Genomic DNA, 25,303 nt, shown 5'->3' with positions numbered 1-25,303 from the left:
CCGCCCTGTCCGTCAACCCCAGGCCACGCGTTACGCCGCCTTCAAATCCTCGAAATCATCGACATCGTGATGATCCATCCGCTCGCCCTTCATCAGGCGGCGCGGCGCGCTCTTGTACATCTTGAAGTCGTTGAACGGGTCGGTGACGATCTTCGTCGCCCAGACCAGGCCCGTTTCCAGATCGCGCTTCGCCCAGAGCTGCATGACGCGCACAAAGATCGCACTGACGCCCAGGCCCAGCCAGCCGATGCCGACATGGCGCAGATAGCCCATGAAGCCATCGGGATATTCGAGGCTGCCGAACAGCGTCGGCTGGAACAGCAGCACGACCGGGATCGCGACCCAGATGCCCATCAGCACATATTTGCGCGCCAGATTATAGCCGACCTTGATCTCTTCCTTATGCTCATGCGTCGCCTTGTTCACATGGTCATAGCCCTTGGGCTCGAAGAAGAAATGCCCGGCCTGGCGGCTCGTCATCGCCACGCCCCAGGCGAGCAGGCTGGCGACCGCCGGGTCGATGAACAGCAGCACATAGGCGGTCAGGAAGGTGCAGGCGCTGACGAAGTGCAGGCTCTGGTTGACCAGGCTGTGATGATAGTAACGATGATCGTCCCACCGCTGTTCGGCGAGTTGCGCGCGAAAACCCGTCATTGGATTTGTCCTTGGAGGGAAGGCTGGCGCTTGGCGAAGCGGACCAGCGAGAAATGACCGAGCGGGGGCAGGGGGCGGCTTTCGACCAGTTCCACGTCACCGCGCGTCGCCGCCCAATCCGTATAGCGCTCGAACGGGAAGTCGGTGCGGAACCCCAAGCGGCTGGTGATCGGCATCAGCGTCTTTTCGATCCGCCCGCGCAGGCCCTCGCCCGCGCCGACGCGCGTCGTGATGACGATCTCACCACCGGGGCGGCAGATGCGCGCGAACTCGTCGAGCGCCCGCTCGGGGTTGGGCACGGCGGTGATGACATATTGCGCGACCACCACGTCGAAGCTGTCGTCGGCGAATTGCAGCGCCTCGGCATCGCCGTACGCGATCTGCTCGACATGGGTCAGATTGCCGCTGCGCACCCGCTCGCGCGCCTTGTCGAGCATCGGCTCGGACAGGTCGACGCCGACGATGCGGTTCCGGTTAGAATATTGGGGAAGCGAGATGCCGGTGCCGACCCCCACTTCGATGATCCGGCCGCCAATGCGCTCGGCGGCGACGATGGCGGCGGATCGGCCTTTTTTGAAAACGGGTCCGAAGACCAGATCATAGACAGGCGACCAGCGGTCATAGGCCTTGGTGACGCTGGCGGTACTCATCTGCGTGGCCATCGAAGGGGCATCCCGTTGAACGACGATGCGGCCCCTGTTCGCAGCGGGCGGTGACAATTTGACGACAAATGCCGAGTCTCATGCGAATTTTTCGCAATTAAGAAACCGAACTGTCATGCGCATGGCATGAATATGTCGCAATGATCCTATAGTGGAGATGGTGACGAATATTATCCCGATGGCCGGGCACGGGTGAAACTTGTGTTTCGCCCGGCCGGCGACGTCGGTTTTCGTCTTTCCGGTCTTTGTGTCTTATGAGAGCGAGCGCTATCAGGCGGCGAGCCGGGGCGCTGATCCCCGATGCATTGGTGCGACAGGCCGGTGCCCGCCGCCATGATCGAATCGGCCGATCGTCTCCGCCATGCCACTGGCCTCCATCGCGAGCTGCCGCGCGGCGGCGGTGGTTTCCTCGACCATCGCGGCGTTCTGCTGCGTCATCGAATCCATATCGCCGATCGCCAGGTTGATCTGCGAGAAACCGGTCGCCTGTTGCTGGGCAGCGCCGGCGATGTCGGCGATCAGCCCGCTCATCTCGCGCACCTGCGCGGCGATGCGGTCGAGGGCCGAGCCGGCGGCATGGACATGCTCGACGCCCGCGCGCACCTGATCCGCCGAGGCACCGATGCGGCTCTTCACGTCCTTGGCCGCGTCGGCCGAACGTTGCGCCAGCGCGCGGACTTCGGAGGCGACGACGGCGAAGCCCTTGCCCGCATCGCCCGCACGCGCCGCCTCGACGCCCGCGTTCAGCGCCAGCAAATTGGTCTGGAAGGCGATGCCGTCGATCACCGCGATGATCTCGGAAATCTCGGCGGAGGTGCGCTCGATCCCCGCCATGGCGTCGATCGCGCGCTGCACCACCACGCTGCTCTCGGCGGCATTGGCCTGCGCCGAGGAGGCGACGCCCGCCGCCTTGGCGCCGCTGACCGCCGATTGCTGCGCCGACACGTTGATCTCCTGCACGGCGGCGGCGGTTTCCTCGATCGAGGCGGCCTGCTGCTCGGTGCGCATCGACAGGTCGTCGGCCGCCCGGTGGATTTCGTCTGCGCCGCTGCGCACGCGCTGCGAGGCGGCGTCGATCTCGCCCATCGAGTTCTGCAGCATGGCGGCGGTGTCGTTGAAGCTGGCGCGCAGCGGCTCGTAATCGCTGCGGAAGGGCGTCTCGATGCGATAGGTCAGGTCGCCCGACGCGATGACCGCCATGCCGCTGCGCAGCGCGTCGACCACCTGCGCGGTCTCGTCGAGATTCTGGATGATGACCAGCAGGTCGTCGGGCTTGGTCACGGGTGCGGGGATCAGCGTCACCATCAGCCGCTGCTCCTCACCCTTGGGGGTGAGATTGATCCATTCGAAGCGCGCCGATCCGTCGCGCAGGCCCTGCTGCACCCGCTCCATGACGTGGACACCTGTCGGCCGGCCGTCTCCTTGGGTCGGGGGCGAAAAGGTCTGGGGATTATGGCCCAGGATTTCGGACCGGGGGCGGGCATAGATGATTTCGGCCGCCTTGTTGCAGGCGATGAAACGCCCCTCGGACAGAAGCAGGATGGCGTCCGGCGAACGCTCGAAAAGCGCGGAGGCCACCTGATCGTTCAGGCTGGTCGTCGGACGGTGTAACCACTTCATAACGGGGCCTCTTCCTCGTGAGGTGCGGTGCGTGTCGATCACAACCGGCCATAGCGTGGAGCGGTTAATTTAGGTTTAGGCGGGAGCCCTTTGGAAAACCCCGGCCCAACGGGGCTTTGCGCGGGCAAGGACGGACGATAAGCCGGCCGCTTCCCTCTGATCGGGCGATCGTCGATGCGTCGTTTCTGTGTTCCGCTGTTGATCCTGGGCGTGCTCGCCGGATGTCAGCCCTCCTCACCCGATGACCGGTTGGCCAAGGCCGAGCAGCAGGAACGCTCGCGCCAGGAAAAGGCGGCGCGCGAGATGGTGGCGCAGACCGAGGATCAGGTCCGCGTCAGGATGCTGGAGCAGCGCGTGGCGGCCCTGGAGGCACAGATCGCCATGATGCAGGGGGATCGCAAATTGCTGGATGCCAAACTGGTCGAGCAGCGGCTGAACCAGATCGAGGCGCAGAAACTGGGCGTGGAGCCATCGGTGCCGACGCCGGCGACATCGCCCGCCGCGCCGGCGGGATCGACGAACAAGGCCCCGGTCTCGCCAAAGCCGCGTCCGTCGCCGTCACCCGCCGCGCGCAAACCGCTGGTCCTCGACCTGCGATAGCGCGCGAGCGGGCGGGACCGCATCCCGGCCAAGGGCCGGGGATGCGGCGGGAAGGCTTACTTCTTCAGGTGCGCCGAGATGAACTTGTTCATCTCGAACATGGTGCACTTGTCCTTGCCGAACACCTTCTTCAGCTTGTCGTCGGCCAGGATTTCCCGCTTGTTTTCCGGGTTCTGCAGGTTGTTGGCCTTGATATAGTCCCACACCTTGCTGATGACCTGGCTGCGCGGCAGCTTCTCGTTGCCGACGATCGCGCCCAGTTCCTCGGACGGCTGGACCGGGGCGTGGATGCCGGTGCCCGTGGTTGCGGTGGCCATGTTATTCCTTCCTATAATCCTTCAGCGTCCCGGCCTGTCGGCGGGACGCGCGTGAATCACGCTTTCTTCAGCGCGTCCGCCTTGTGCGCCGCCTTTCCGCCGTTGTCACTCTCTACAATGTATTGCGGCTCGTCCTTCGACGCGCGGACGGTATGGCCCTTGATCTGGGTATCGCTGGTCTGCTTCTTCACGACCTTGCCCTCGGCCGTGCCGCCATGGCTGTTCCACTCGACGTGATCGCCCTTCTTGAACTCGGTCATCGTCACTCTCCTGAGGTTTGGTCGCCATCAATCCGCCGGGGCGTTCGTTGGTTGCAACGCCCGGCCCGGCGGGGCATCAGGGCGGCCATCCAAGGAGACAGGAACCCATGAAGACCCGCGCCGCCGTCGCCTTCGAGGCCAAGAAGCCGCTCGAAATCGTCGAACTCGATCTGGAAGGGCCCAAGGCCGGCGAGGTCCTGGTCGAGATCATGGCGACCGGCATCTGCCATACCGACGCCTATACGCTCGACGGTCTGGACAGCGAGGGGATCTTCCCCAGCGTGCTGGGTCACGAAGGCTGCGGCATCGTGCGCGAGGTGGGCGCGGGCGTGACGTCCGTGGTGCCGGGCGACCACGTCATCCCGCTTTACACGCCGGAATGCCGCCAGTGTAAGTCGTGCCTGTCGGGCAAGACGAACCTGTGCACCGCGATCCGCGCCACGCAGGGCAAGGGGCTGATGCCCGACGGCACGACCCGCTTCAGCTACAAGGGGCAGCCGATCTTCCATTATATGGGGTGCTCGACCTTCTCGAACTTCACCGTTCTCCCTGAGATCGCGGTCGCCAAGATCCGCGAGGACGCGCCGTTCGACACCAGCTGCTATATCGGCTGCGGCGTGACGACGGGCGTGGGCGCGGTGGTCAACACCGCCAAGGTCCAGCCGGGTGAGAATATCGTCGTCTTCGGGCTGGGCGGTATCGGCCTGAACGTCATCCAGGGCGCCAAGCTGGCGGGGGCGGGCCGGATCATCGGCGTCGACATCAACCCCGACCGCGAGGAATGGGGCCGCCGCTTCGGCATGACCCACTTCCTCAATTCCAAGGGGCTGAGCCGCGAGGACACGATCGCGAAGGTCCTCGAACTGACCGATGGCGGCGCGGATTACAGCTTCGACGCGACGGGTAATACCGAGGTGATGCGCACCGCGCTGGAATCCTGCCATCGCGGCTGGGGCACGAGCATCATCATCGGCGTGGCCGAGGCGGGCAAGGAGATCAGCACACGGCCGTTCCAGCTGGTCACGGGCCGCAACTGGCGCGGCACCGCATTCGGCGGCGCGCGCGGGCGGACCGATACGCCCAAGATCGTCGACTGGTATATGAACGGCATGATCGAGATCGACCCGATGATCACCCACCGCCTGACGCTGGAGGAGATCAACAAGGGCTTCGACCTGATGCATGCGGGCGAGAGCATCCGCAGCGTGGTGATCTTCTGATGTTCAGCCACGTCATGCTGGGGGCCGATGACATCGATGCGGCCAAGCGCTTCTACGATGCGACTCTGGGCGTGCTGGGCGCGCCCGAGGGCGTGGTCGATCCTCTCGGGCGGCTGGTCTATAGCCATAACGGCGCGCGCTTCCTGATTTCCAAGCCGATCGATGGCGAGCCCGCGACCTACGCCAATGGCGCCACGCTGGGTTTCGCGATGGACTCGCCTGAGCAGGCCGATGCCTGGTACGCCGCCGGGCTGGCGCATGGCGGCACGGCGATCGAGGACCCGCCCGGCATCCGCAACGTGCCCGTCGGCAAGGTCTATCTGGCGTATTTGCGCGACCCGACCGGCAACAAGCTGTGCGCGCGGCATCTGGTGGAGGCGAACTGATGTATACGCATGTCATGGTCGGATCGAACGACATCGCGCGGTCCAAGGCCTTTTATGACGCGCTGTTCGGCGCGCTGGGCGGCGAGCCGGGGATGCAGATGGGCGACCGCCTGCTCTACCGGCACAATGGCGCGGCCTTCATGGTCACCCGGCCGATCGATGGCGAGGCGGCGACCTTCGCCAATGGCGGGACGATCGGGCTGGGCGCGGCCGATCCGGCGCAGCTTGACGCCGCGCATGCGGCGGGCGTGGCGCATGGCGGCACCGCGATCGAAGCGCCGGTGGGCGAGCGGCAGACGCCGATGGGCGCGGCCTATCTCGGCTATCTGCGCGACCCGGACGGCAACAAGCTGTGCCTCGGCTGTCGCCTGCCGAAAGCGTGAGCAGCGACTATATCCTGACGCTGGCGTGCCAGGACCGGGTCGGCATCGTCGCCGCCGTGTCCGGCGCGCTGGCGGGGATCGACGGGTTCATCCTCGACAGCCAGCAATATGCCGATCTGGAGACGGGGCGCTTCTTCCTGCGCATCGTCTTCACCGGGCAGGGGGATCGTTTCCCCGCCTCGGTCGAGGGGGTGCGCGCGGCCTTGGCGGAACCGGCGGCGCGGTTCGGTTTCGACTGGCATGTCGCGCCTGCTGCCGAGCGGCCCCGGATGCTGATCGCGGTGTCGAAGGGCTCGCACTGCCTGAACGACCTGCTCCATCGCTGGCGGACCAACACGCTGCCGGTCGAGATCGTCGGCATCGTCTCCAACCATGACAGCTTGCGCCCGTTAGTCGAATGGCATGGCCTGCCCTGGCATCACCTGCCGGTCGACAACAGCAACCGCGCCGAACAGGAAGCGGCGATGCTGGCGTTGATGGACGAAAGCGGCGCCGATTATCTGGTCCTCGCCCGTTACATGCAGGTGCTGGGCGAGCGGCTGGTGGCGGCCCTTCCGGGGCGGTGCATCAACATCCATCACAGCTTCCTGCCCGGCTTCAAGGGCGCGCAGCCCTATCACCGCGCCCATGCGCGCGGGGTGAAGCTGATCGGCGCGACCGCGCATTTCGTGACGGCGGACCTCGACGAAGGGCCGATCATCGAACAGGCGGTCGAGCGGGTCGATCACCGCGCCAGCGTCGACGACCTGATCCGCATCGGCCGCGACATCGAGGCGCAGGTGCTGGCCCGCGCCGTCGCCTGGGTGGGCGAGCGGCGGGTGTTCCTCAATGACAACCGGACGGTGGTGTTCCGATGACGATCGAGACGATGTCGACTTCCAAGGCGCATGGCGGCGTACAGGGCGTGTACGCGCATGACAGCGTGGCGACGGGGACACGTATGACCTTCTCGGTCTTCGTGCCCGAGCATGAGGAGGGCGAGAAACTGCCCGTCCTCTGGTATCTGTCGGGCCTGACCTGCACCCATGCCAATGTCACCGACAAGGGCGAGTTTCGGAGGCCTTGCGCCGAGCACCGGGTGATCTTCATCGCGCCCGACACCTCGCCGCGCGGGGAGGGCGTGGCCAATGACGACGCCTATGACATGGGGCAGGGGGCGGGCTTCTACGTCGATGCGACAGAGGAGCCCTGGGCGAAGCATTTCCAGATGCGCAGCTATATCGAGCAGGAACTGCCCGCGCTGATCGCCGAGCATTTTCCCATGGCGGATATGGACGCGCAAGGAATCACCGGTCATTCGATGGGCGGGCACGGGGCGCTGACTATCGGCCTGCGCAACCCCGATCGCTTCCGCAGCGTGTCGGCCTTCGCTCCCATCGTCGCGCCGTCTCAAGTGCCGTGGGGTGAAAAGGCGCTGGGCGGTTATCTCGGGCCGGACCGCGCGGCATGGCGACAGGCGGACGCCGTCGCGCTGATCGAGGACGGCGCGCGGGTGCCCGACCTGCTGGTCGATCAGGGCGATGCCGACCAGTTCCTGACCGAGCAGCTACGCCCCGAATTGCTGGCCGAGGCGTGCGAGAAGGCGGGGATCGCGCTGACGCTGCGGATGCAGCCGGGGTATGATCACAGCTATAACTTCATCTCCACCTTCATGGCCGACCATGTGGTGTGGGCGGCGGAGCGGTTGCGGCAGTAATTTCTGCCCACCGGGCCAAGCGTCCCTCCCTCCGTTCGGCCTGAGCGCAGTCGAAGGCCAAGGGAATACGCCTGGGCTCAGCCCTTATAGCATGGCCTTCGACTGCGCTCAGGCTGAACGGGGCGGTGGCGAAGGCCGGGCGTGGGTCAGAATGCAACGCCGCACTGAACCCGAAATCGTGATGTGGGTTAAGGTGTTGCCCGTTTTGCACCCCGGCAATCGATACGCTATCGCACCGGCTTTGTAGTGAAGGACTTGATATGAGCTGCGCGCATGGCGATCCGGAGGATGGCGACCTGATCGGTCAGGACGGCAAGATCGCCGTGCCCGATCATGTCGCCGACGCGATCCGTACGCTCATCGCCTGGGCCGGCGACGATCCCACGCGCGAAGGGTTGATCGACACGCCCAAGCGCGTCGCGCGGGCCTGGCGCGAATATTGCGCCGGCTATGGCGACGATCCCGCCGTGCACCTGTCGCGGGTGTTCGAGGAGGTCGGCGGCTATGACGAGATCGTGCTGCTCAAGGACATCCCCTTCCAATCGCATTGCGAACATCACATGGCCCCGATCACCGGGCGTGCGCATATCGCCTATCTGCCGCGCAACCATGTCGTCGGCATCTCCAAGCTCGCGCGCGTGCTGCATGGTTTCGCGCGCCGCTTGCAGGTGCAGGAGCGACTGACCGCCGAGGTGGCCGACTGTATCTGGGAGAATCTGAAGCCGCTGGGCGTCGCGGTGGTGATCGAGGCGACGCATGGCTGCATGACCTCGCGCGGGGTGCGCACGCCGGGCGTGTCCATGGTGACCAGCCGGATGATGGGCGTGTTCCGCGACGATGATCGCAGCCGCAAGGAAGTCCTGTCGCTGATGGGCATGGCCGGATGATCCGCCGCACCGTCCTGGTGACGGGCGCGGCCAAGCGGCTCGGCGCGGCGATCGCGCGCCGGCTGGTCGCGGACGGGCACCGGGTGGTGATCCATTATAACGGCTCGGTCGATGAGGCGGCGGCACTGGCGGCGGAGCTGGATGCGCCGATGGTGCAGGGTGACCTGTCCGAGCTGCGCGACATAGATGCGCTGTTCACGCGCGCCCGCGTGGCGGCGGGCGGGCCTATCGACGGGCTGGTCAACTCCGCCTCGGCGTTCGCGTTCGACCGGCCGCCGCAAACGAATGCGGGCCTGATGGCGAAGCTCTACGCCATCAACGCCGCCGCGCCTGCCTTGCTGTCGTCGGCGCTCGCGCGGCAGGACGATGTGGCGGACGGCGCGGTGGTCGACATCCTCGACCAGAAGCTCGCCAATCCGAACCCCGATTTCTTCGCCTATAGCTGCGCCAAGTTCGCGCTGGCGGGGGCGAACACGATGCTGGCGCAAGGACTGGCGCCACGCATCGCGGTGAACGCGGTCGCGCCGGGCCTCACTTTGCAAAGCGGCGACCAGTCCGACGAAGAGTTCGCCGCCGCCTCGATCAAGAACCTGCTCGGCCGCCCGATCGGGGCGGACGCGGTGGCGGAGGCGGTGTCTTTCCTGCTGACCGCGCGGGGTATTGCCGGGCAGACGCTCTATGTCGATTGCGGGCAGCGCTTCTGCCGCCGTGACGGCGATGTGATGTTCGAGGGGCGGGAATGAGCGCGACCTACACGATATTGCTCGAGGACCTGCGTCTGGCGATGCGCCTCGGCATCCACCCCCACGAAGCCGAACCACAGCCGATCAGCCTTTCGGTCGCGATGACCGTCACCTATCCCGCTGCCCCCAGCGCCGACCGGATCGACGAGGTGCTGGATTACGACTTCTTGCGCGACGGCATATTGGCGATGGCGCAGGGACCCGGCTTCGCGCTCCAGGAAAGCCTGTGCGAAGCGGTGGCGGCCCTGTGCCTCACCGATCCGCGCGTGGAGATGGTGACGGTCCGGTCGATGAAGACCGGCATCTACCCCGACGCGCGGGTCGGGTGTGAGATACGCCGCGCGCGCTAGCAGCAATCGGCATTCCTCCCCTGCAAGGGGAGGTGGCAGGCCGAAGGCCTGACGGAGGGGTATCATCCCCTGAGAGATGAGTCTGTCATCGCAGCCGGTGACACCCCTCCACCAGCTTCGCTGGTCCCCCGAGGTGAGGAATGGGTCCATCGCATGGCGGTGGCCCAGCGCTGTCATCGAATTATCACCGGACTGTCATCAATCTGTTGCGAACCGGCCGGGGGCTGGCCTAAGCCGCCGCAAACAGGGCGGAACCAGCATGGTGATGAAGTCGAAACCCCATCGTGCCCGCTACGGGCTGGCCGCCACCATCGCGCTGGCGATCTGCCCGGCGCCGGCCGCCGCGCAGACGGTGCAGGAGCTACAACGCCAGATCGATGAGCTGAAGGCGCAGATCAAGGCGCTGACCGACGCGCAAAAGGGGGCCGTCACCGTCGCGGCACCGGCGATCCCGCCCGCCGCCCCGGCCGCTCCCGCAGCCCAGCCGCAACTGGCGGCGACCACGCCCCCGGCCAGCGCCCCGGCACCGCGCATCGCCGCCGCCAAGCCTCCATCCGCCCGCGCGCCCTGGTATGAACGGTTCCGCCTGCGCGGCTATACGCAGCTGCGCTACAATGCCGTGCTGGACGAGGACGGCCCGCCGTCCGACACCGGATCGCGTCTGCGCTCGGTGCATGACAGTTCGATCAACGAGGATGGCGGCTTCCTGCTGCGCCGCGTCCGGCTGGTGCTGCAGGGCGACATCACCGACCGGCTGCAACTCTATTTCCAGCACGACTTCGGCACGGCGGTGAACAACCAGTCGAGTGCGGAACGGCGCGAGAATTTCGGCCAGCTGCGCGACGTCTATGTCGACTGGTTCCTCGATCCCGAGCGCCGCCTGCGGCTGCGCTTCGGCCAGTCCAAGGTGCCGTTCGGATGGGAGAATCTGCAATCCTCGTCCAACCGCGTGCCGTTCGACCGGTCCGATGCGATGAACAGCGGCGTGCCAGGCGAGCGCGATGTCGGCATGAACCTCTATTACACGCCCGACCGCGTCCAGGCGATCTGGGACCGGCTGACCAAGGCCAAGCAGAAGCTGTTCGGCAATTACGGCGCGTTCGGACTGTCGGTCTATAACGGGCAGGGGACCAACCGCACCGAGCGCAACCCGACGGTGATGAAGGTCGCGATGGCGACCTGGCCGATCGAACTCGATCGCCTGGGTCCCTTGTTCCGGGGGCAGGTGCTGGAGGTCGGCGGGTCGGCGCTGTTCAACCGTTTCCGCCCCGAACTGCGCAGCGGCGGGGTCAGCACGCAAAGCTATCGCGACGAACGCGTCGGTTTCCACGCCATCCTCTATCCGCAGCCCTTTGGCATCCAGACCGAATGGACCAGCGGCTATGGCCCGCAGTTCGACAGCGATCTGCGCATGGTGCGATCGTCGCCGCTGGGCGGTGGCTATGTCCAGCTGATGGGCAATCTGGGGCGGACCCCGGTCGGCCGCGCCATTCCCTATGTCCGCTGGCAGCGCTATCGCGGCGGGTGGAAGGCCAATGCCGACGCGCCGCGGCTCGAAACCGACGAATGGGAGGCCGGCGTCGAGCTGCAACTGGTCGAGGCGCTGGAACTGACGCTCGCCTATGCCCGGATGGAGCGGCGCGAGGCGGATTCGCGACGGACCGGCCGCGCGACCGGTGACCTGATCCGCACCCAGCTGCAATTCACCTATTGAGGATCAGCCGCCGCCCCGGGTGGTGAAGTCGATGCGGATGCGTACCCATTCGCCGACCATTTCCTTGCCGCCGATGCGCGGCGCGCGGACGCGGAATTGCCACGCCGCCTCGCGCATCGAGCGGGCGAGGCCCGAACCGGCGGGGGACTCGCCCAGGATCTGGCAATTCTCGACCCGGTAATCGGCTATGGTCCGGCATGCAATGAGCGCCCAGCTGCCCGGCGGCGGCGGGTTGCGCAGATAGCCGCGCAGTTCGGCATCGCTGGGCGGGCGCGGATACCATTGCGCGTTGTAGAGGCGCTTGCCGCCGGGGCCTTCGCCGGGACCATAGGCCGAGGCGGTATCCTCGCCGCGATCGTCGCCCTCGCTCGACCCGACGCCCTTGCCCGATCCCTTGGGCAGGGCGGCGATGTTGCCCGCATCGAACAGCGACTTGTCACCCCATTGCCAGGCCGGGGTCGGCGTCGTCTCCGCCGGCTTCTCGGTCGGAGGCGTCGGCGTGTCGGGCTGCTTCTCGGTAGCGGGCGCCTTCGACCCGCCGGCGGCGGTGGGCTTGCGGGTCACGGTGCGCGTCTTGGGCACCGGCGCGCCGGCATTCTCGTTCGAGGGCGAGACCGAAAAGGTGCTGAGCGAAGGCGATTTGTCTGGCGTGATCAGCTTGGGCGCCAGGTGCAGCAACAGCCAGGCGAGCAGCAGATGCGCGAGGATCGTCAGCGTCAGCGAGGCACCGCGCTCGCGCAACCGGTCGCGGTATCGCTCGGGTATGAGGCTCCAGAGCGACGACGGAGGGGAGGCAGGGGTGTCGAGGCTCATGATGGAAACACCATAAGCCGGGACACCCCTGCGTCAGACCCTCGGTCCGTCACCGCCCCTTGCAGGGGAGGAAGAAATGACGCTCCGATGGCCGGCACGGCGCGTCGTCTTAGCCGAGAAGGGCAGAGGTCGGGCGCATCAGGCCCGGTTGGCGGCGGACAGCACCGCGCGAACGCTGGCGGTGGCGATGTCGGTGTCGAGGCCGACGCCGAACACCACCCGGCCATCGGGGGTGCGCGCCTCGACATAGGCGGCGGCCTGCGCATCGGCGCCGTGGCCGATGGCATGCTCGTTATAGTCGATGACTTCCAGGTTCGGGCCGGTCGTGTCAGCCAGCGCCGCGATCACGCTGGAGATCAGGCCGTTGCCGCGACCCGAGATCGAGCGTTCCTCGCCGTCCACCTGCACGCGGCCGATAAAGGTCCGCTGGCCGGTCGAGCCGCTTTCCTCATAATCGCGCAGCACGAACCGGTCGCCCTCGCGCGGCAGATAGGTCGCCTCGAACCCGCCCCAGATATCGGCGGCGTTGAGCTCGCGGCTGGTCGCGTCGGCCATCGCCTGGACATGGCGGCTGAAATCGGCCTGGAGCCGCTTGGGCAGCTTCAAGCCCTTGTCCTGCTCAATCACCCAGGCGACGCCGCCCTTGCCCGACTGCGAATTGACGCGGATGACGGCTTCGTAAGAACGGCCGAGATCGGCGGGGTCGATGGGGAGGTAGGGCACTTCCCACAGATCGTCGTTGCGCGCCGCTTGGGCTGCAAAGCCCTTCTTGATCGCGTCTTGATGGCTGCCCGAAAAGGCGGTGAAGACCAGGTCACCCGCATAGGGCGTGCGCGGATGGACGGGCAGGTTGGTGCAGTAATTGACCGTGTTCACCACCTCGTCGATGTCCGACAGGTCGAGCTTGGGGTCGACGCCTTGCGTGTACATGTTGAGCGCGACGGTCACGAGGTCGCAATTGCCCGTGCGCTCGCCATTGCCGAGCAGACAGCCCTCGACCCGGTCCGCGCCCGCCATCACGCCCAGTTCGGCGGCGGCGACGCCGGTGCCCCGGTCGTTATGCGTGTGGAGCGAGATGACCACCGAATCGCGGTTCGGGATGTTGCGCCCGAACCATTCGATCTGGTCGGCATAGACATTGGGGGTCGCGCATTCGACCGTGGCGGGCAGGTTCAGGATCAGCGGATGGTCGGGCGTCGGCTTCAGCACGTCCATGACGGCGGCGCAGACCTCGACCGAGAAATCCAGCTCGGCGGTCGAGAAGGTCTCGGGGCTATATTCGAAGAACCAGTCGGTGTTCGGCCGCTTGGCCGCTTCGTCGCGCAGGATCTTGGCGCCTTCGACGGCGATCTGGCGAACCTCGTCGCGGGTCATGCCGAACACGATCTTGCGCCACGCCGGGCTGACCGCATTGTAGAGATGGACGATCGCGGTGCGCGCGCCCTCCAGGCTTTCGAAGCTGCGCTCGATCAGGTCGCGGCGCGACTGGGTCAGCACCTGGATGGTCACGTCCTCGGGGATGCGATCCTCGCGGATCAGGCCGGAGATGAAGTCGAACTCGGTCGCGCCCGCGCTCGGGAAACCGACCTCGATCTCCTTCAGCCCGACCTTGACCAGCAGGTCGAACATCCGCGTCTTCTTCTCGGCGTCCATCGGATCGATCAGCGCCTGGTTGCCGTCGCGAAGATCGGTCGACAGCCAGCGCGGCGCTTTCGTGATCGTACGGTTCGGCCACTGCCGGTCGGGCAAGGCGATGGTGGGGAAGGGGCGGTACTTGGTCGAGGGATCGCGCAGCATGATCGTCGGGTCTTCCAGCAGTCTCGGCCGCGTCAGGCCAGGGGCGCGGCGGGGATAGGCTTATGGTTCATTCCGCCCTTAGGGAAGTCGCGCATGGCCACGCCGATCCTCCCCTAAGGGCGGATAAGTCGAAGCGAACGGAGCAGCAGCGCGGCGATCATGATGCAGCGGTTCATGCCGCGTCGGGCCGGGCTTGTCTATATCCGGCGGGGGGCGCGTGCACGCTTTGTTAAGTCGCCACTCGGCATCGATGGGATTGGACGCCGGCAACCATCGGGCACGCGAACATCGGAATGATACGCCAACTCGTCTATATCAGCAGCGTGAAGGGCGATCCCGGGGCGATCAACCCGGATGCGATCCTGCATGTCTCCCGCCGTAACAACGCCCGGTCGGGCGTGACCGGGCTGCTTTATTATGACGGGCGACGCTTCCTCCAGGCGCTGGAGGGCGAGGTGGAGGCGGTGGAGAGGCTCTATCGCCATATCGCCACCGATCCCCGGCATCACGCGCTGGTAATCCTGTCCGACCGGATGGTCGTGGCGCGCGAGTTCGGCAACTGGGCGATGGGCCATGCCCGCGATGGCGAGGACCGTGCGGTCCTGATCGGCCGGATCGGGCGGCTGGCGGCGAAGGCGTCGCCGGCGGTGCGCGCGACGTTCGAGAGTTTCGCGGGGCTGAAACGCCTGTTCTGATCCGCCCCCGGCCGTATCGCGGCCAGGGGCGAACCGAATGGCGGATTACTGCGCGGTGAAGGCGGCGTTGATCGTCAGGTCGACCTCGTCCCCCACGACCGGGGCATAGGCGCCGACGCCGAAGTCCGAACGCTTGATCTTGCCGGTCGCGCGGAAGCCGATGTTCAGCTTCTTCGACATCGGGTTGGTGCCTGCCCCGAAGAAGGTGGCGTTCAGCGTCACCGGCTTGGTCTGGTCCTTGATGGTCAGGTTGCCGGTGATGACCGCCTTGTTGCCCATGACCTTGACGCCGGTCGAGACCAAGCGCGCAGTCGGATAAGTGGCCGCATCGAAGAAATCCTTCGACTTCAGATGCTCGGCGAACTTGGCGCTGGTGACCGACAGTTCGTCGATCTTGAAGGTCACGTCGACCTTGGCCGCCTGGGGCTTGGCGGGGTCGAGGGTCAGCGAGCCTTCCGACGCGCCGAACTGCCCTTCCAGGATGGTGAAGCCCATATGGTTGAGGGCCCAGGTGACCTGGGTATGGGCGGGGTCGACAGCATAGGTGCCGGCGGTGACGCGCGAGGCAACGGCGGCGCCCGGCTGGGTCTGGGCGATGGCGGGGGCGGCGATGGTGGCGAGCGCCAGTGCGGCGGGAAGGACGAAACGCATGGGTGGGTACTCCCTGTTGAACGATGGCCTTTGTGGGGCGCGGGGTTAACGCGCGTCAAAGGCCAAGGTCGCAACGATGCGTTTCCGTTGGGGTGGGGAGGGTGGTCTCTGCGAGGCCCCTTGCCCTCCCCCATCCCCTCCCGCCTGCGGGAGGGGCGTGCCAGCGGCTGCGGCAAGCGCGCTGACTGACTTAGAAGCGCGCCGATAGGTAGCGGTTATGGATAACGACTGCCAAACAGCGCTCCCCTCCCGCAGGCGGGAGGGGATGGGGGAGGGAAAGGTGTCTCACCGAGCCAACCCCCAAGACGAAAAATCAGTTCTTCGCCTTGTCCACCAGCTTGTTCGCGCCGATCCACGGCATCATCGCGCGCAGTTCGCTGCCGACCTGTTCGATCGGGTGGCGCTTGGCGGCAATGCGGCTGGCCTTCAGTTCGGGCTGGCCGGCGCGGTTGTCGAGGACGAAGTCCTTCACGAAGCGGCCCGACTGAATGTCGGCGAGGACGCGCTTCATTTCCTTCTTGGTCTCTTCGGTGATGATGCGCGGGCCGGTCTTGATGTCGCCATATTCGGCGGTGTTCGAGATCGAGTAGCGCATGTTGGCGATGCCACCCTCATACATCAGGTCGACGATCAGCTTCAGCTCGTGCAGGCACTCGAAATAGGCCATTTCGGGGGCGTAGCCCGCCTCGACCAGCGTTTCGAAGCCCGCCTGGACCAGCGCGGTCGCGCCGCCGCACAGCACGGCCTGCTCGCCGAACAGGTCGGTTTCGCACTCTTCACGGAAATTGGTCTCGATGATGCCCGAGCGACCGCCGCCGACGCCCGAGGCGTAAGCGAGCGCCACGTCATGCGCATTGCCGCTGGCGTCCTGATGGATCGCGATCAGGCAGGGCACGCCGCCGCCGCGCACATATTCGCTGCGCACGGTGTGGCCGGGGCCCTTCGGCGCGATCATGATGACGTCGATGTCCGCAGGCGGCTCGATCAGGCCGAAATGCACGTTCAGGCCGTGCGCGAAGGCGAGCGCGGCGCCCGGCTTCATATTGCCCTTCAGATCGGCGTCATAGATCGCGGCCTGATGCTCGTCGGGGGCCAGGATCATCAGGATGTCGGCCCAGGCGGCCGCTTCCTTGTTCGACAGGACCTTGAAGCCCGCCGCTTCCGCCTTGGCGGCCGAGGCCGAACCGGGGCGCAGCGCGATCGCGACATTCTTGACCCCCGAATCGCGCAGGTTCTGCGCATGGGCATGGCCCTGCGAGCCGTAACCCAGGATGGCGATGTTCTTCTCGGAGATCAGGTTCAGATCGGCGTCGCGATCGTAATAGACACGCATTTCAACTTCCCTTTCGAAATAGGCGGGCCGCGTCGGGCCTCATGATAGTCTGGAAACTTCGGGTGGTTCAGGCCGCTTCGGCGCCGCGCGAGATGGCGGCGATGCCGGTGCGGGCGACCTCGACCAGGCCGACTTCGCCCATCAGCTCGACGAACTTGTCGATCTTGGCGATGGTGCCGGTCACCTCGAACACGAAGCTGCCGATCGTCGCATCGACCACGCGCGCGCGGTAGACCTCGGCCAGGCGCAGCGCCTCGATCCGGCGGTCGCCGGTGCCCGCCACCTTCACCAGAGCCAGCTCGCGCTCGACATGGTCGCCCAGCACGGTCAGGTCGGTGACCTTGTGGACGGGAACCAGCCGGTCGAGCTGGGCGATGATCTGCTCCATCACCGGCGGCGAGGCGCTGGTAACGATAGTGATGCGGCTGACGGCCTTGTCGGCGGTGATCTCCGACACGGTCAGGCTCTCGATATTATAGCCGCGCGCGGTGAACAGACCCGCGATCCGGGCGAGGATGCCCGGTTCGTTGTCGACGATCACCGCCAGCGTGTGGCGTTCCACCTGTTCGGTCTTGATGTGCATCGGTCTTCTTTCTGCGCACCCGTGATGGCGGGCCGTATATCCTCTCCCCTCCCGCAGGCGGGAGGGGCCGGGGGAGGGAAGGCGAGGGAGGGAAAAGCCCTCCCCTAACCCCTCCCGCCTGCGGGAGGGGAATGGTCGTCAAACCAGCGCCTTGGCCTCGTCGTCCATGGTGCCCGATACCTCATTGGCCTGCAGGATCATGTCGGTATGCGCGGCACCGCTCGGGATCATCGGGAAGCAGTTGGCGAGCTTGGCCACGCGGCAGTCGACGATCACCGGCCCGTCATGGTCCAGCATCGCGGCGATGCCGTCCTCCAGTTGGTCGCGATGCTCGATCAATATGCCCTTCCACCCGTAAGCCTCGCCCAGCTTCACGAAGTCGGGCAGCGAGTCCGAATAGCTTTCGGCATAGCGGCTCTCATAGGTCAGTTCCTGCCACTGGCGGACCATGCCCATATATTCGTTGTTCAGGATGAAGATCTTGACCGGCAGTCGATATTGCGTCGCCGTCGCCAGCTCCTGGATGTTCATCTGGATCGAGGCTTCACCCGCGATGTCGATCACCAGCGCCCCCGGATTGCCGAGCTGCGCACCGATCGCGGCGGGCAGGCCGTAGCCCATGGTGCCCAGACCACCCGAAGTCAGCCACTTGTTGGGCTTTTCGAAGCCGAAATGCTGCGCGGCCCACATCTGGTGCTGACCGACCTCGGTGGTGATGATCGGCTGGCGCGCCTTGGTCGCATCGTACAGCGCACGGATCGCACGCTGCGGCATGATCGCGTCGCCCGCTTCCGGAAAGGAGAGGCAGCCGACCGCGCGCCAGCCTGCGATGCGGCGCTGCCACTCGGTGGTGTCGGGCTTGGGATGCTGGCGCGACTTCCAGATGCGCACCGCATCCTCCAGCGCGTGGCCGACATCGGCGATGATGGCCAGGTCGACGCGAACATTCTTGTTCACGCTCGACCGGTCGATATCGACATGGACCTTGCGGCTGTTGGGGCTGAACGCGTCCAGGCGGCCGGTCACGCGGTCGTCGAAGCGGCTGCCCAGCGCCACCACCAGGTCGGCCTGGTTCATCGCCATATTGGCTTCGTAGGTGCCGTGCATCCCCAGCATGCCCAGCCATTGCGGGTCGCTGGCCGGGAACGCCCCCAGACCCATCAGGGTCGAGGTGACGGGCGCGCCGGTGATGCGGGCCAGTTCGCGCAGCAGCTGCGACGCGGCCGGACCCGAATTGATGATGCCGCCGCCGGTATACAGGATCGGACGTTCGGCGGCCGCCAGCATGTCGACCAGCTGCTCGATTTGGGCTTGGTCGGCCTTCACCTGCGGGCGATAGGTCTTGTGACGGATCGGACCCGGCTTCTGATAGCGGGCGGTGGCGACCTGCACGTCCTTGGGGATGTCGATCACGACCGGACCGGGGCGGCCCGAGGTCGCGATATGGAACGCCTCATGCACCACCTCGCCCAGACGCGCGGGGTCCTTCACGAGGTAATTGTGCTTGGAACAATGGCGCGTGATGCCGACCGTATCCGCTTCCTGGAACGCGTCGGTGCCGATCAGCGCGGTCGGCACCTGGCCGGTGATGACCACCATCGGGATCGAATCGAGCAGCGCGTCGGTGATACCGGTGACCGCATTGGTCGCGCCCGGGCCGGAGGTGACGAGCACCACGCCGGGCTTGCCGGTCGAGCGGGCATAGCCCTCCGCCGCATGGGTCGCCGCCTGTTCGTGGCGGACGAGAATGTGGCGGATGCGCTTCGACCTGAACATGGCGTCATAGATCGGCAGCACCGCACCACCCGGATAGCCGAAGACGACCTCCACGCCGAGATCGCACAGCGCCTCGACCAGGATATCGGCTCCGCTTTTCTCGGTCATCGTCTTCGTCCTTCTGCATCCGTTGCCCGCTGACGGGGCGTGTCGGGAATGGCGCGGCTACAGGTTTAAAAAGTGCGCGTCAACCGTCAAAGACGTAATAAAGTTTCTATTATGTTGCGGCGCACATCCGGTCGGGTGTCGGAAATCATCGTCCAATCGGGGCCGGGCTGATGCCGGAACCAGGTATATTGCCTTTTGGCATAACGCCTTGTCGCGAGTGCGCCGGCCGCCTCGGCCTCGGCGCGGGTCATGGTGCCCGCCAGCAGCGCAGCGGCCTCGGGCACGCCGATCGCACGGCGGATGGGGGCGTTGTCGGACAGGTCGGGCCTTGCGAGCAGGGCGGCGGCTTCGTCCAGCCCCTCGTCCAGCATCTCGCCGAAACGCCGGTCGATCCGCGCGTTCAGCCAGTCGCGGTCGGGGAGCAGGATGACGGCCGACAGGGTGATGCGGTCACCGATGCCACCTTCCTTCCGGGCCTGCCATTCGTGCAGCGGCCGGCCGGTCGAGCGCACCACCTCCAGCGCGCGGGCGACGCGGGTGGTGTCGGCGGGATTCAGCCGGGCGGCCGATACCGGGTCCTCGCGTGAAAGGGCGGCATGCGCCTCGGTGACGGCCAGCGCGCGGACCTGGGCGCGGATGGCGGGATCGATGTCGGGCACTGGCGCGATGCCGTCGAGCAGCGTGCGCATATAAAGGCCGGTGCCGCCGACCAGGATCGGCAGCGATCCCGCCGCCACGCTGTCCTCGATCGCAGCGCGTGCCTCTGCCGCCCAGCGCGCCGCCGAATAGCCGGTGTCCGCGCCGTCGACATGGCCGAACAGCCGGTGCGGGGCCTGCGCTTCTTCGTCGGGCGCGGGCCGGGCGGTGAGGATCGACAGGTCGCGGTACACCTGCGCCGAATCGGCATTGATGATCGTGCCGCCGGTCGCCTTGGCCAGATCGAGCGCCAATGCGGACTTGCCGCTGGCGGTCGGCCCTGCGATGAGCGCGACCCTGGGTCGGTCAGAGGAGTTCGCCATGTTCATCGCCACGCTGATAGCAGCCAAGGGCCAACTGGCCGATGCCGATTTGACGACCGCGCAGGCGAAACTGGCGGCGGCGGGCTGCACCGTCTCGGCAACGCGCTGGATCGATACGGGTGTCGCGGCGGACCTCGACTTCACCGGCGATCCGCTGGCGGCGCGTGAGGCGCTGGAGGGGCGGTTCGACGCGACCGACGTCATCGTGCAGGCGGCGGCGCACCGTCGGAAGCGGCTGCTGGTCGCCGACATGGATTCGACCATGATCACCGTCGAGTGCATCGACGAACTGGCCGACTATGCCGGGATCAAGGAACAGGTCGCCGAGGTGACCGAACGCGCGATGCGCGGCGAACTCGATTTCGCCGCCGCGCTCGACGCGCGCGTGGCGCTGCTCGAAGGGCTGGATGAGGCCGTCATCGAACAATGCCTGGCCGAGCGGGTCACGCTGATGGCGGGCGCGCGGACGCTGGTCCGCACGATGAAGGCGCGGGGCGGCCACGCCATTCTGGTGTCGGGCGGCTTCACCCGCTTCGCCGAGCCGGTCGCGGCGGAAATCGGTTTCGACCGCGCCATCGCCAATTATCTGGAGATCGCGCATGGCAAGCTGACCGGCACGGTGCGCAAGCCCATCGTCGGCTCGGACACCAAGGAAAAGACGCTGCTCGCCGCGCTCGACGATCTTGGCATCGATGCGGCCGAGAGCATGGCGGTGGGCGACGGTGCCAATGACCTGGCGATGATCCGCCGCGCGGGGCTGGGCATCGCCTATCGCGCCAAGCCGATCGTCGCTGGCGCGGCGGCGGCGCGGGTCGATCACAACGACCTGACCGCTCTCCTTTATGCGCAGGGCATCGCGCGTGCCGAGTGGGTTCAGGCCTGAGCCGGCAATCTGAACGCCGCCCCGATATGGGGGGTTAGGGTGCGACCACCACGCAGGGCTGGCCCGATCGGGTGCAGGCTGACTGGGCCTGTGCGCGATTGGCATAGCCGCCGGCCTGGAGCCGGGTCACGCCACCGGCGGTAACATAGGAAGGCTGCGCGCCGCCCAGCCGTCCGCGAACCTTCTGCCATAGCGCGGTGGCATTGCCGCGATCGCGAAACGCGCCGAGCTGTATCCGCCAGGGGCCGCTGGTCGCGACCGGAGGCTTGGGTTGCGCTTTGGGCTGCGGTTGCGGCTTGGCGGCCACGCGTGCGGGCTGGGTAGGGCGGGGCGGCTCGGCGGCGGGGCGTTCCTGGCCCGGCACCGCATAGCTGGCACCGGCCGTGGCGGGCCCCGAAGGCGGTATCGGCACCGATTGCACCGGCATGGACCCGCGATTGTCGACGATGCGGCGCGGTGCCTCGGGGGGCAGCGCGGCCGGGGTGGGAATGGCGGCGGCGCGTGCCGCATATTGCTGGACGAGTTGGGTGCCCCTCTGCCGGTCGGCGGGGGTGATATACTGGTCCATCTGCGCCAGCGTCTCGGACGCGGCCTTCAGCCCGTTCTGCGAGGCCAGCGTCATCAGCGCATAGGCGCGTGGATAGTCGCGGGTGACGCCGTCGCCGTTGAACAGCATCGTACCCAGCACCAGCTGCGCGCGCGGTTCGCCCCGTGCGACCGATTTTTCCAGCCAGGGCTGCGCCTCGGCGCGCTTGCCCGACTGGAACAGCGCGAGCCCGTAATTGTCGGCGGCCTGGACATGGCCCTGTGCGGCGGCCTTGCGGAACCAGCTTTCGGCGAGCGTCGGGTCGACCGGAACGCCGCGCCCCAGCTTATAGGCCTGGCCCAGGTTGAACTGCGCATCGGCATCGCCGGCGATGGCGGCAGGCCGCCATTCCTCGACCGCCTTGCGATAGTCGCCCTGCGCCCAGGCCTCGACCCCCGCCTTTACATCGGCCAGCGCCGGCACCGCGACGAGACAGGTGGCCAGAGCGGTCAGCCCCGTGCCGATCCGGGGAAAGCTGCGCATCATCTTCGTCCATCCTCCAGGCGGTCGTCGGCCCATCCATGCCCCGGTGCCCCGTTGCGGTAAAGCCGGACGGCTATGCCGCAGACGGCTTAACACTTCCTTAGAGCGCACTCGGTAGCGTGACGGGCGAACGGGGAAGGGGGCATGCGCGCCCGCGTTCCTTCCCGCCATGCTCGAACCCGGTGATGACCATGACGACGATCCGCACCCTTATCGCCTGTGGCGCCGGCACCGCGATGCTGGCCGGCTGTGCCGCCGGCGATCACCGTGCGGCGCGCTCGATCGCGGACGCCGGCAAGGCGGGCGAGGACCGCGCGACCGCCGCGCTCGCCGACCAGACACGGCGCATCCTGGCGCAGCGCGATGGCGCCGGCGCGGTGACGCTGGCCGAGCGGCTGGTCGTGGCCCATCCGCAGCGGGCGGAGTATCGCGCGCTGCTGGGCCAGGGTTATCTTCAGGCCGGGCGCTTCGCCTCGGCGCGACAGGCCTTTGCCGATGCGCTGCAGCTCAATCCCGATGACGGGCGTTCGGCGCTCAACCTGTCGCTGGCGCTGATCGCGGGGGGCGACGGTGCGGCGGCGCGCGCGATACTCGGCGGGCATGCGGATCGCATCCCGGCGGCCGACCTGGGGCTGGCGATGGCGTTGGCCGGGGATACGGGGCAGGCGGTGCAGATACTCAACGCCGCCGCGCGGGAGCCGGGGGCGACCGCCAAGACGCGGCAGAACCTCGCGCTGGTGCTCGCCCTCGCCGGCCAGTGGGAGATGGCGCGCATGGCCGCCTCGGCCGATATGGCCCCGGCCGATGTGGAGGTGCGGATGCAGGAATGGGCGGCCTTTGCGGGTGCCACCAGCCCCGCCGATCAGATTGCCGGCCTGCTGGGTGTGCAGCGCGCGGCGGATACCGGCCAGCCGCTGACGCTCGCGCTCCACGCCGCGCCGTCGGTCGCGATGGTCAGCGACATGGCCCGCGCGCTGCCGGCCGAGCCTGTACCCCCGCCGACCGAGGTCGCGGCGACCGAGCCGGTCCCCCAGAAGCCGATGCCGATGGCCCCCGCGATCGTCTTCGCCGCGCGGCAGCCGGTGGTTCAGCCCTTGCCGATGATGGCCGTGCAAGCCTCCCGCCTTGCCCGGATGCCCCCCGGCCTGGTCACCACCCCCGCGCTGCTCCGCCGCGCCGAGGAGCGCCGCACTGCGCTGCCACGCGGTGACTGGAACGTGCAGATCGGGGCGTTCGCGGACGAGGAGGGGGCGCAAAAGGCGTGGGGACGGCTGACCCGCCAATTTGCCGGCCTGTCGGGCTATACCCCGTCGAGCGCGACGCTGCGCCGGCCGGAGGGTGATCTCTACCGCCTGTCGGTCGGCGGGCTGACCCGGCCGCAGGCGGATATGCTATGCCGCCGCTACCGGGGTGCGGGTGGCGCCTGTTTCGTGCGCCAGCGCGCCGGCGATCAGGTGGTCCACTGGGCGCGCCCCGGAATCGGGCTGGCCTCGCTATAAGGGGTCAGGCGGGCCTCGCTGGTCAGGGGAGGATCGGATGGCGTTACACCGCCTCACCCGCCGCGCGGCCGCTGGCCCACGCCCATTGGAAGTTATAGCCGCCCAGCCAGCCGGTGACGTCCACCGCCTCACCGACGAAATGCAGGCCGGGCACCGTCTTCGCCTCCATGGTGCGCGAGGATAGCCCGGCGGTCGAGACGCCACCGACCGTTACTTCGGCCTTGGCATAGCCCTCGCTGCCATTGGGGTGGAAGGTCCAGTCGGCGAGGCGCCCTTGCGCCGCCGCCAGCAGCTTGTCGGTCGTCGCCCCTAGCTCGGCGGGCAGCGCCAGCCGCTCGGCCAGCGTCTCGGCCAGCCGGTCGGGCAGATGCTGGCCCAGCGCGCGGCGCGGTGACAGCCGGGGCTGCGCGCGCTTGGCGGCGATCAGCCAGTCGGGCGCGGCGTCGGGGGTGAAGTCGATGCCGATCGGTTCGCCATGCCGCCAATAGGACGACACTTGCAGGATTGCCGGGCCCGACAGGCCGCGATGGGTGAACAGCGCGGCTTCGCGGAACCGGGTCTTGCCGGCGCGTGCGACGACCTCCGATGCCACGCCCGACAGCGAGCGGAACAGCGTCTCCTCGCCGCCCAGCGTCAGGGGCACGAGCGCGGGGCGGGGCTCGACGACCTTCAGGCCGAACTGGCGGGCGAGGTCATAGGCATAGCCGGTCGCCCCCATCTTGGGGATGCTCGGCCCGCCGGTCGCGACGATCAGGCGGGGGGCGGTGGCTCGGTTACCGTGTCGGGTGATGCGGAAGGCTGTGCCGTCATGCGTTACCGAGTCCAAGGGCGCGCCGAGTGCGATGTCGACCTGCCCGCCCGACCGTGTCGCCTTGTCGCATTCGTCCAGCAGCATCTCGACGATCTGCCGCGCCGATCCGTCGCAGAACAGCTGCCCCAGCGTCTTTTCGTGCCAGGCGATGCCATGCGCCTCGACCAGCGCCAGGAAATCCGCCGCCGTGTAGCGGCCGAGCGCCGACTTGGCGAAATGCGGGTTGGCCGACAGGAAGCGGTCGGGCGCGGTGCCGATATTGGTGAAGTTGCACCGCCCGCCACCCGAGATCAGGATCTTCTTGCCCGGCGCATCGGCATGATCGACGACCAGCACCCGCCGCCCCCGCTGCCCGGCGGTCGCCGCCGCCATAAGCCCCGCCGCGCCCGCGCCGAGGATGATCGCGTCATAGTGTTGCATGGTGGGGGTTTAGGGGCATTTGGCGGGGGGCGATAGGTGGAGCCGCGCTTGCCATCGCTGCTTGGCACGCCCCTCCCGTTTACGGGAGGGGATGGGGGAGCGCGGGCCGCAAGCGATGGTCTCGGTGAGACCCCTTGCCCTCCCCTCGGTCCCCTCCCGCTTGCGGGAGGGGAGGAAGAAGGGGCGGCAGGCAAAGTGTTTCCGGCAAATGCCTCGATCGTGCATTCCGGTAGGCGCTTGGCACGCCCCTCCCGTTTACGGGATCGTTGCGAAACATCGCGATGGCGTTGCGTGAAGGCCAATGGGGGCCAAGCAGACCTGCTTTAGGCATTCGCGGGTCCTGCTGGCTTTGGT

Annotated in this window: 27 protein-coding genes; 13 read left to right on the top strand and 14 right to left on the bottom strand. The window is 67.2% G+C overall.

Annotated features, from left to right (window positions below):
* Positions 1-30 precede the first annotated feature (30 nt).
* The 3 genes from GGR48_RS15940 to GGR48_RS15930 form a co-directional block, all read right to left on the bottom strand.
* Positions 31-654: a hypothetical protein gene (locus GGR48_RS15940; protein WP_183952831.1), complete on the bottom strand. Its 624-nt coding sequence runs from the start codon at positions 652-654 to the stop codon at positions 31-33.
* A complete protein-coding gene (locus GGR48_RS15935) occupies positions 651-1,316 on the bottom strand; it encodes a class I SAM-dependent methyltransferase (RefSeq protein WP_183952830.1) in 666 nt (221 codons plus the stop codon). Before GGR48_RS15935 ends, GGR48_RS15940 begins: the two co-directional genes overlap by 4 nt.
* Positions 1,317-1,586: 270 nt before the next feature.
* The gene (locus GGR48_RS15930) at positions 1,587-2,936 is read right to left on the bottom strand and encodes a methyl-accepting chemotaxis protein (RefSeq protein WP_183952829.1); all 1,350 of its coding nucleotides are present in this window, start codon (positions 2,934-2,936) and stop codon (positions 1,587-1,589) included.
* Positions 2,937-3,110: 174 nt separating this feature from the next.
* Between GGR48_RS15930 and GGR48_RS15925 the strand changes: the two genes are divergently transcribed.
* Entirely contained in the window at positions 3,111-3,536 is a 426-nt protein-coding gene (locus tag GGR48_RS15925) for a hypothetical protein (protein WP_183952828.1), read from the top strand.
* A 56-nt stretch (positions 3,537-3,592) separates the two neighbouring features.
* Here GGR48_RS15925 and GGR48_RS15920 read toward each other — a convergent pair whose 3' ends face one another.
* Positions 3,593-3,853, bottom strand: a complete 261-nt coding sequence (locus GGR48_RS15920) for an SWIB/MDM2 domain-containing protein (RefSeq protein ID WP_007405135.1) — start codon at positions 3,851-3,853, stop codon at positions 3,593-3,595.
* Between the two features lie 56 nt (positions 3,854-3,909).
* Entirely contained in the window at positions 3,910-4,113 is a 204-nt protein-coding gene (locus GGR48_RS15915) for a hypervirulence associated TUDOR domain-containing protein (protein WP_183952827.1), read from the bottom strand.
* 107 nt (positions 4,114-4,220) lie between these two features.
* Here GGR48_RS15915 and GGR48_RS15910 point away from each other — a divergent pair, with 107 nt between their 5' ends.
* The 9 genes from GGR48_RS15910 to GGR48_RS15870 all read left to right on the top strand — a co-directional run bounded on the left by GGR48_RS15910 (position 4,221) and on the right by GGR48_RS15870 (position 11,492).
* Complete coding sequence (locus tag GGR48_RS15910; RefSeq protein WP_183952826.1) at positions 4,221-5,333, top strand: S-(hydroxymethyl)glutathione dehydrogenase/class III alcohol dehydrogenase; 1,113 nt, start codon at positions 4,221-4,223, stop codon at positions 5,331-5,333.
* Complete coding sequence (locus GGR48_RS15905; protein WP_183952825.1) at positions 5,333-5,719, top strand: VOC family protein; 387 nt, start codon at positions 5,333-5,335, stop codon at positions 5,717-5,719. The genes GGR48_RS15910 and GGR48_RS15905 overlap by 1 nt, the downstream gene beginning before the upstream one ends.
* Positions 5,719-6,102: a VOC family protein gene (locus GGR48_RS15900; RefSeq protein WP_183952824.1), complete on the top strand. Its 384-nt coding sequence runs from the start codon at positions 5,719-5,721 to the stop codon at positions 6,100-6,102. Before GGR48_RS15905 ends, GGR48_RS15900 begins: the two co-directional genes overlap by 1 nt.
* Positions 6,099-6,959: a formyltetrahydrofolate deformylase gene (gene purU, locus GGR48_RS15895; protein ID WP_338110482.1), complete on the top strand. Its 861-nt coding sequence runs from the start codon at positions 6,099-6,101 to the stop codon at positions 6,957-6,959. Before GGR48_RS15900 ends, purU begins: the two co-directional genes overlap by 4 nt.
* Positions 6,956-7,798 carry an S-formylglutathione hydrolase gene (gene fghA / locus GGR48_RS15890; RefSeq protein ID WP_183952823.1) on the top strand — a complete coding sequence of 281 codons (843 nt, stop codon included), beginning with the start codon at positions 6,956-6,958 and terminating at the stop codon, positions 7,796-7,798. The genes purU and fghA overlap by 4 nt, the downstream gene beginning before the upstream one ends.
* Positions 7,799-8,058: 260 nt before the next feature.
* Entirely contained in the window at positions 8,059-8,685 is a 627-nt protein-coding gene (gene folE / locus GGR48_RS15885) for a GTP cyclohydrolase I FolE (protein ID WP_183952822.1), read from the top strand.
* On the top strand, positions 8,682-9,428 hold the full coding sequence (locus tag GGR48_RS15880; protein WP_183952821.1) for an SDR family NAD(P)-dependent oxidoreductase: 747 nt from the start codon (positions 8,682-8,684) through the stop codon (positions 9,426-9,428). Before folE ends, GGR48_RS15880 begins: the two co-directional genes overlap by 4 nt.
* The gene (locus GGR48_RS15875) at positions 9,425-9,778 is read left to right on the top strand and encodes a dihydroneopterin aldolase (protein WP_183952820.1); all 354 of its coding nucleotides are present in this window, start codon (positions 9,425-9,427) and stop codon (positions 9,776-9,778) included. Before GGR48_RS15880 ends, GGR48_RS15875 begins: the two co-directional genes overlap by 4 nt.
* Positions 9,779-10,043: 265 nt before the next feature.
* Positions 10,044-11,492 (top strand): porin, encoded by a 1,449-nt coding sequence (locus GGR48_RS15870; protein ID WP_183952819.1) that lies wholly within the window; start codon positions 10,044-10,046, stop codon positions 11,490-11,492.
* Positions 11,493-11,495: 3 nt separating this feature from the next.
* Here the strand turns inward: GGR48_RS15870 and GGR48_RS15865 are convergent, their stop codons facing one another.
* On the bottom strand, positions 11,496-12,305 hold the full coding sequence (locus GGR48_RS15865; RefSeq protein WP_183952818.1) for a hypothetical protein: 810 nt from the start codon (positions 12,303-12,305) through the stop codon (positions 11,496-11,498).
* 138 nt (positions 12,306-12,443) lie between these two features.
* Positions 12,444-14,102, bottom strand: coding sequence for a 2-isopropylmalate synthase (gene leuA / locus GGR48_RS15860; protein WP_183952817.1), 1,659 nt, complete (start codon positions 14,100-14,102; stop codon positions 12,444-12,446).
* Between the two features lie 293 nt (positions 14,103-14,395).
* Here leuA and GGR48_RS15855 point away from each other — a divergent pair, with 293 nt between their 5' ends.
* The gene (locus GGR48_RS15855) at positions 14,396-14,797 is read left to right on the top strand and encodes a BLUF domain-containing protein (RefSeq protein ID WP_221211555.1); all 402 of its coding nucleotides are present in this window, start codon (positions 14,396-14,398) and stop codon (positions 14,795-14,797) included.
* A 45-nt stretch (positions 14,798-14,842) separates the two neighbouring features.
* On the opposite strand, the gene GGR48_RS15850 is transcribed toward GGR48_RS15855, so the two are convergent.
* The 5 genes from GGR48_RS15850 to miaA all read right to left on the bottom strand — a co-directional run bounded on the left by GGR48_RS15850 (position 14,843) and on the right by miaA (position 20,267).
* Positions 14,843-15,448 (bottom strand): YceI family protein, encoded by a 606-nt coding sequence (locus GGR48_RS15850; protein ID WP_183952816.1) that lies wholly within the window; start codon positions 15,446-15,448, stop codon positions 14,843-14,845.
* 313 nt (positions 15,449-15,761) lie between these two features.
* A complete protein-coding gene (gene ilvC, locus GGR48_RS15845) occupies positions 15,762-16,781 on the bottom strand; it encodes a ketol-acid reductoisomerase (protein ID WP_042489895.1) in 1,020 nt (339 codons plus the stop codon).
* A gap of 67 nt (positions 16,782-16,848) precedes the next feature.
* Complete coding sequence (ilvN, locus tag GGR48_RS15840) at positions 16,849-17,364, bottom strand: acetolactate synthase small subunit (protein WP_183952815.1); 516 nt, start codon at positions 17,362-17,364, stop codon at positions 16,849-16,851.
* Positions 17,365-17,502: 138 nt separating this feature from the next.
* Positions 17,503-19,248, bottom strand: coding sequence for an acetolactate synthase 3 large subunit (locus GGR48_RS15835; RefSeq protein ID WP_007405118.1), 1,746 nt, complete (start codon positions 19,246-19,248; stop codon positions 17,503-17,505).
* Between the two features lie 86 nt (positions 19,249-19,334).
* Positions 19,335-20,267, bottom strand: a complete 933-nt coding sequence (gene miaA, locus GGR48_RS15830) for a tRNA (adenosine(37)-N6)-dimethylallyltransferase MiaA (protein WP_183952814.1) — start codon at positions 20,265-20,267, stop codon at positions 19,335-19,337.
* Here miaA and serB point away from each other — a divergent pair.
* The gene (serB, locus tag GGR48_RS15825) at positions 20,266-21,150 is read left to right on the top strand and encodes a phosphoserine phosphatase SerB (protein WP_183952813.1); all 885 of its coding nucleotides are present in this window, start codon (positions 20,266-20,268) and stop codon (positions 21,148-21,150) included. The two genes, miaA and serB, sit on opposite strands and share 2 nt — an antisense overlap.
* Before the next feature lie 34 nt (positions 21,151-21,184).
* Here serB and GGR48_RS15820 read toward each other — a convergent pair whose 3' ends face one another.
* Entirely contained in the window at positions 21,185-22,219 is a 1,035-nt protein-coding gene (locus tag GGR48_RS15820; RefSeq protein WP_183952812.1) for an SPOR domain-containing protein, read from the bottom strand.
* A 185-nt stretch (positions 22,220-22,404) separates the two neighbouring features.
* Here GGR48_RS15820 and GGR48_RS15815 point away from each other — a divergent pair, with 185 nt between their 5' ends.
* The gene (locus tag GGR48_RS15815) at positions 22,405-23,718 is read left to right on the top strand and encodes an SPOR domain-containing protein (RefSeq protein WP_183952811.1); all 1,314 of its coding nucleotides are present in this window, start codon (positions 22,405-22,407) and stop codon (positions 23,716-23,718) included.
* A gap of 43 nt (positions 23,719-23,761) precedes the next feature.
* On the opposite strand, the gene GGR48_RS15810 is transcribed toward GGR48_RS15815, so the two are convergent.
* Positions 23,762-24,949: a BaiN/RdsA family NAD(P)/FAD-dependent oxidoreductase gene (locus GGR48_RS15810; protein ID WP_183952810.1), complete on the bottom strand. Its 1,188-nt coding sequence runs from the start codon at positions 24,947-24,949 to the stop codon at positions 23,762-23,764.
* Positions 24,950-25,303 lie beyond the last annotated feature (354 nt).

Origin of the sequence: Sphingomonas pseudosanguinis (genome assembly GCF_014196255.1) — a bacterium.
GTDB classification, from domain to species: Bacteria; Pseudomonadota; Alphaproteobacteria; order Sphingomonadales; family Sphingomonadaceae; genus Sphingomonas; species Sphingomonas pseudosanguinis.
This window is presented reverse-complemented; position numbering and strand designations above follow the sequence as displayed.